This window comes from Candidatus Borrarchaeum sp. (assembly GCF_019058535.1).
Taxonomy (GTDB): domain Archaea; phylum Asgardarchaeota; class Sifarchaeia; order Borrarchaeales; family Borrarchaeaceae; genus Borrarchaeum; species Borrarchaeum weybense.
On sequence record NZ_JAHPYX010000148.1, the window covers coordinates 1 to 5,769 of the forward strand.

Genomic DNA, 5,769 nt, shown 5'->3' on the forward strand with positions numbered 1-5,769 from the left:
CTAAAAGAAAGTTCTGACGTTGACCACCAAGAAATTCCTTTTCAACTTCATCTTCTGGAAAATAAGTTCTTTCACAATATCTGAAACACATAGAACAGGTAGGGTCGTATTCCTGAAGCTTTGGCTTTGTTTCTTCCAAACCAATCCTGGGGCAAAGTGATGCACAGGTTCCGCAGAAGCAACAGACGTCTTTATCGACAACAAAGCCCTGTAAGTCTCTAAAACCTATTCCTTCAATACGAGATTGTAAATACTCAATCATTCGCTCGTTTGCCATTTTTTAAACCTCTTTTTAGATAATAATAATTCTGAGTTTCGCCCTGCTCTAGGGTCGAAATCCAGCTAAACCTATACAAGCTTTGGTTTAAAAAGTTTTTTTGTACTTTTTTTAGTTATCGAAATAATGGGATTTCTACAATGCGATATACTATCTATAACTAATAGTTTATCTGCTTATAGCATATTCGTTCTTATCTCTTTAAAGATAGGTTTATAACGGTATACACACTTTGTAGCTGTCTATTTGGAAAGCTAGATAAATAGAGGTAAATTTAAATACCCGTACTAGACAGCTGTACTCCTATTAAAAATTGGCGAAAGTATAGTAAAAGTTCACAATTGGAGGTGACCCCTAGGAGGGGTTCTATGAAAAATGTACGCATCGGAGCCTTTATTTGTGCGTGAGGCGTGAACATTGGTTCAGTGGTAGACGTAGAAGAAGTCGCCGAGTTTGCGAAAACTTTACCTAATGTCGTATACACGAGCACAAGCGTGTTTAGTTGTAGCGATGCAGGACAACAAGAGATCAAAGAAGCTATAAAGGAATACGATTTGAATCGCATTGTTGTTGCAGCATGTACACCCATGATACACGAGGGAACATATCGCGCGTTGCTAAAAGAAGCAGGATTGTCGCCATACTATTTCCAAATGGTAAATCTCAGAGAACATGATTCTTTCGTACATACAGATAAAGAAGCCGCAACTAAAAAAGCCAAACGTTTAGTTGCAGCTGGTGTGGCACGCGCGGAATTATTAGAAGATATCCCAGTACTTGAGTTGGAAACAGTAGAAGCAGTTATGGTCGTTGGTGCAGGAATTACTGGAATGACATCAGCTTTGAATTTGGCAAAACAGGGAATCAAAGTATTTCTTGTGGAAAGCTCGCCATCTATCGGTGGCTCTATGGCGAAATTTGATAGAGTCTTTCCAACCGATGACTGTAGTATCTGAATACTAGCTCCAAAAATGGTTGAAGTCGCCAGAAATCCAAGTATAGAGATCTTAACCTATACAGAAGTTCAAAGCGTAAGCGGTAGACCTGGTGAATTCAAGATTGAATTACTGCAAAAAGCCCGCTATGTCAACACAGAAACCTGTACAGGATGCGAAGCGTGTCTGGAAAAATGTCCAATAACAGTTCCTAATGAGTTCAACAATGGGTTGGGAACTCGAAATGCGATCTACATTCTCTTTGCACAAGCAGTCCCGAAAATAGCGGTGATTAACAAAGATGACTGTATCGATTGTGGCGCATGCCAAAAGGCTTGCTTATCTGAATCAATAGACTTAGAACAACAACCATCAACGAAGAAAATCGATGTCGGTGCAATCATCGTGGCAACTGGATTTGCCCCTTATGACGCATTGGAAAACAACGATTATGGCTACGGAATCTATGAGAACGTTGTTACACAATCAGATCTAGAACGACTATTGAATCCAACAGGACCTACAGGTGGTCACTTATTACGTATTTCCGATAATAAGCGACCTAAAAAAATAGGGATGCTTCAATGTGTTGGATCTAGAGATCTAAAAACAAACCCGCATTGCAGTCAGGTTTGCTGTATGGTAGCGATGAAGAACGCTCAGTTAATTCATCAAGAATATCCTGACGCTGATATAACAATTTACTACATCGACATAAGAACGCCAGATAAAGCTTGTGAGGAATATTACGCTCGTGTGAGAGACGCAGGCATTAAATTCGTCAGGGGCAAGGTTGCAGAGGTGCGAGAAAACAAAGAAACAAAGGATCTGAAGATACGGGTAGAGAATACCTTAACAAGAGAACTAATCCGCGATGACGTGGATATGCTGGTGCTGTCCGCGGGAATTGTGACTGGTGAAGGAACACTGAAAATCGCAGAAGTCTTACGACTTGATCGTGGCCCAAGCGGCTTTTTAAAGCCAATCCATGAGTGTCTCAACCCGCAGGACACGAAAACACCTGGTATCTACATCGCAGGAGGAGCACACGGTCCTAAGAATATTCCTTACAGTGTAGCTGGTGCAAACGGTGTTGCTGCATTAGCTGCTGCATTTGTACAGGGTAAAATAATGTTGGAACTTATGGTTCCAATTGTCAATGAGTCTTTGTGTATTTCATGTGGGACATGCGAACGCATATGTCCATTTAACGCAGTTGAAGTCATAGATGAAGTCGCTCAAGTATCAGAAATTGCGTGTAAGGGTTGCGGATTGTGTGTTTCAGTCTGTCCAACAAAAGCACTTTCAGTTAGATATCACAGGGACGAACAACTTCTTCGCGAGATCTCAGGCACATTAAAACCAATTTTGAAAGTAAAAACATAGCATCCATATACTGCAAGGATCATGAATGGAAAAAAGTTGTGCCTTCATAGAAGCAGTTAGGTTGCAACCGAAGGGTGCACACATCAAAAATAGAATCATAATATAATTTCATGAGTGGAGATCGAGCCTATGGATGACAATTATAACATAGTTGCTCTTGCTTGCGACAAATGAGGTTACCCTGCAGCCGATTTAGCTGGCACATGTCGCATGAAGTACCCACCAAACATAAATATTGTAAGGATTCGTTGCACTGGACGAATCAACGCAGGACATCTTCTTCACGCCATTCGGCAGGGCGCTGATGGTGTTATGGTAGTTGGATGTCACAAGGGTGAATGTGAATTTCCTGACGGAAATTTGAAGGCAGATAGAAACGTCAACTTTGTAAAACGAATCCTCAAACGACATGGTCTCGGCGAAAACCGAGTCAATATGTACTTCCTGTCTGCTGCAGAAGCAGGTAGATTTGTGGCAGCTGTAGAGGATACCCTCAAGAAAGTCGAAAAGCTTGGACCAAATCCATTAAAAACTGAATGACTCTTGAAACGTAAACATTGTGGTTTCAAGAAGACAACCCTTAGAATGCAAAGGGGCGTTTAGAATTTGGTTGAACTGAAGGAAAAATTGAATGCAATTGTAGATACCGCAGAGAACTTTAGAACGAAAGTTCTTCTAGAGAATGAAGAGGAGATTATAAAAAAGGGCAAACTTGATATTAACATGATTCACTATATTGAAGATCAAGTGTTTGAAGACGATTTAAGAAGACAATTAATCTTATCTAAGTTAGCCCTTAAAGACGGAGTTTCTATTTCTCGATTGGCAAACGAATTGGACTTAGAAGAATTTGACGTCTATTCACATCTTTTACATCTAGAATCGGAGGGAAAAGTTGAAAGCATATCTACCAAAGATGAGCTGGTCTTCAGAACAAGAATTTCCGAAATCGTTGAAGATGAATTACTTAGATTAAGCCTACTTCCGCCAACTGACGTTGCTGTAGGTCAATCAGTACAAAACATTTTAGCAACGCGCCTATGTACTTTCTGCGGATTATGCGTCTCAGTTTGTCCAGTAAATGCACTTTCAGTAAGTGATGATGGACCAATTCTCGATGAAGACGTATGTATACACTGCTCACTTTGCTTTGAAAATTGTCCGAGGACTTTCCTGCCGATAGGACTGCTTAAAGGCTTAGGAAACAACATCATTAATCGTGATCACTTTAAAGAAGAACCAATTGGACGTTATAAGAAATGCGTAATGGCACAATGCACTGATGATACCATAAAAACGGTAAAACAAGATGGTGGAGTCGTCACGTCATTAGTCGCTTACTTATTGGAAAAAGGGGAAATTGATGGAGCAATTGTCGTAGGACTTGAAGATGACCCATGGAAACCACAACCGCGAATTGTAAGAAATGTTGCAGAATTAGTCAAATGTGCAGGGACTAAATACGCAATGTCTCCCAATCTATCAATTTTAGACACCGTACGAAAATCTGAATGCGAGAAAATATGCGTAGTTGGAACACCTTGCATGCTTCAAGCCTTGCGAAAATACCAGTGTTACTATGGCGAGACCTTTAAGGATACTTTTGGCGAGATAGTCGCGATTTTCGGGCTATTTTGCATGGAAAGCTTCCCTTATGAAGGAGTAAAAAAGATCGCAGAGAAGGGCGGAGTTCAACTAAGTGATGTGAAGAAGACAGATATCAATAAAGGCAAATTTTTCCTCCACAGGATTGAAGGTGACCCGATCGAATTACCGATTGCTGAAGTTGCAGAATTTGCAAGAGAAGCATGTCATTATTGTGTAGATTTAACTTCCGAATTGGCAGATATTTCAGTTGGCTCGATTGGAGCGGGGGCAGGATGGTCCACTGCCGTTGTCCGAACAGGCATAGGCGAGAAAATTTTTGAGAATGCAGTAAAAGAAGGCTATTTAAAGATTAATGAGAAGCCTATCAATGTAGAATTAGTTGAGAAACTGTCAAAGCGGAAGAAAAGTCGAAACGCAAAGGCTGTGATTGAGAAATATCAGAAATCGCCGGGTTTACCCCCACACTATTACTTCTCAATTAAAGAGTTGGCTCAGAAGAAAAGTAAATGAAAAAAGCTAAATTCTTACGAAGGTTAAATATATGACATCGACTAAGATGGCATCTGAAGATGAAAAAATCCTGAAAGAAATAGTAAAAGGTTGTTACCAGTGCGGTGTCTGTACTGGTTGTTGTCCGCTAGGATATTTTCTTGAGGCGTATCAGCCGAGCCTTTATATCTATGAGCTTCTACTTGGTGATAGGGAAAAAGTTCTAAAGGAAGGTCATCTTTGGACTTGTCTCACCTGCAGTTATTGCTACGAAAAATGCCCTCAGAATATTAATTTTCCAGAAATGGTGAAAGATGCTAGGGCTGAAATGGTACAGGAATTAGCACTTCATGGCGAAGTAGCGCATGGCGAATTTTCACTTTCTCAAAAAATGATGGCAAACGAATCTCTTAAAAGAAATCTACCAGACTTTGTGGTACCGCCTGGGGTTGAAGTCACTGAGACTGGGGAAACGGCGTATTTTATAGGATGTCTCCCGTTTTTTGATGCATATGATTATTTCAAAAAAGATATTGGTTTTAATGCGTTATCTATAGCCCACGATACTTTTAGAATTTTGGACGCCTTGTTTGAAGAACCTCCAGTAATTCTTCGCCAGGAAAAGTGTTGTGGACACGATGCACTGTGGCGAGGAGATGTTGATGTCTTTAAGAGCCTAGCTAAGCAAAATATTGAAACAATTAAAGCTAGTGGTGCTAAAAGAGTCATTACTTCTTGCGCAGAAGGATATATGGCCCTTAAAAAAGAATATCCTAAGTATTTTGATCTTGGTAAGGTGGAAGTACTCCATATAACTGAATTAATCGCGCAAAAAATAGATGAGGGGACTGTTGAATTTACTCAGTCATTTTCTCCCGAAATAACCGTAACCTACCATGATCCTTGTCGATTAGGGCGGTATATGAAAGTTTATGATGCCCCACGAACGATTCTTAATAGTATGGAAAACGTTGGGGTACGTTTTATCGAAATGGAACGAAACAAAGAAAGGGCATTATGTTGCGGCGTCCCTGCTTTTATGGGTTGTAATGATTTTACTAAAGGTATCCGAAC

Annotated in this window: 4 protein-coding genes and 1 pseudogene; 4 read left to right on the top strand and 1 reads right to left on the bottom strand. The window is 40.3% G+C overall.

Features of this window, described 5'->3' with window-relative positions; all coding sequences use genetic code 11:
- Nucleotides 1-277 (bottom strand): annotated as a pseudogene (locus tag QVB70_RS08760) (hypothetical protein); the annotation flags it as partial.
- 410 nt (nucleotides 278-687) lie between these two features.
- Between QVB70_RS08760 and QVB70_RS08765 the strand changes: the two are divergent.
- The 4 genes from QVB70_RS08765 to QVB70_RS08780 form a co-directional block, all read left to right on the top strand.
- On the top strand, nucleotides 688-2,598 hold the full coding sequence (locus QVB70_RS08765) for a CoB--CoM heterodisulfide reductase iron-sulfur subunit A family protein (RefSeq protein ID WP_287585352.1): 1,911 nt from the start codon (nucleotides 688-690) through the stop codon (nucleotides 2,596-2,598).
- 129 nt (nucleotides 2,599-2,727) lie between these two features.
- Entirely contained in the window at nucleotides 2,728-3,138 is a 411-nt protein-coding gene (locus tag QVB70_RS08770) for a hydrogenase iron-sulfur subunit (protein WP_342766556.1), read from the top strand.
- A gap of 66 nt (nucleotides 3,139-3,204) precedes the next feature.
- Nucleotides 3,205-4,716, top strand: coding sequence for a Coenzyme F420 hydrogenase/dehydrogenase, beta subunit C-terminal domain (locus QVB70_RS08775; RefSeq protein WP_287585353.1), 1,512 nt, complete (start codon nucleotides 3,205-3,207; stop codon nucleotides 4,714-4,716).
- A gap of 31 nt (nucleotides 4,717-4,747) precedes the next feature.
- On the top strand, nucleotides 4,748-5,769 hold a 1,022-nt coding region (locus QVB70_RS08780), incomplete at its 3' end, for a (Fe-S)-binding protein (protein WP_287585354.1).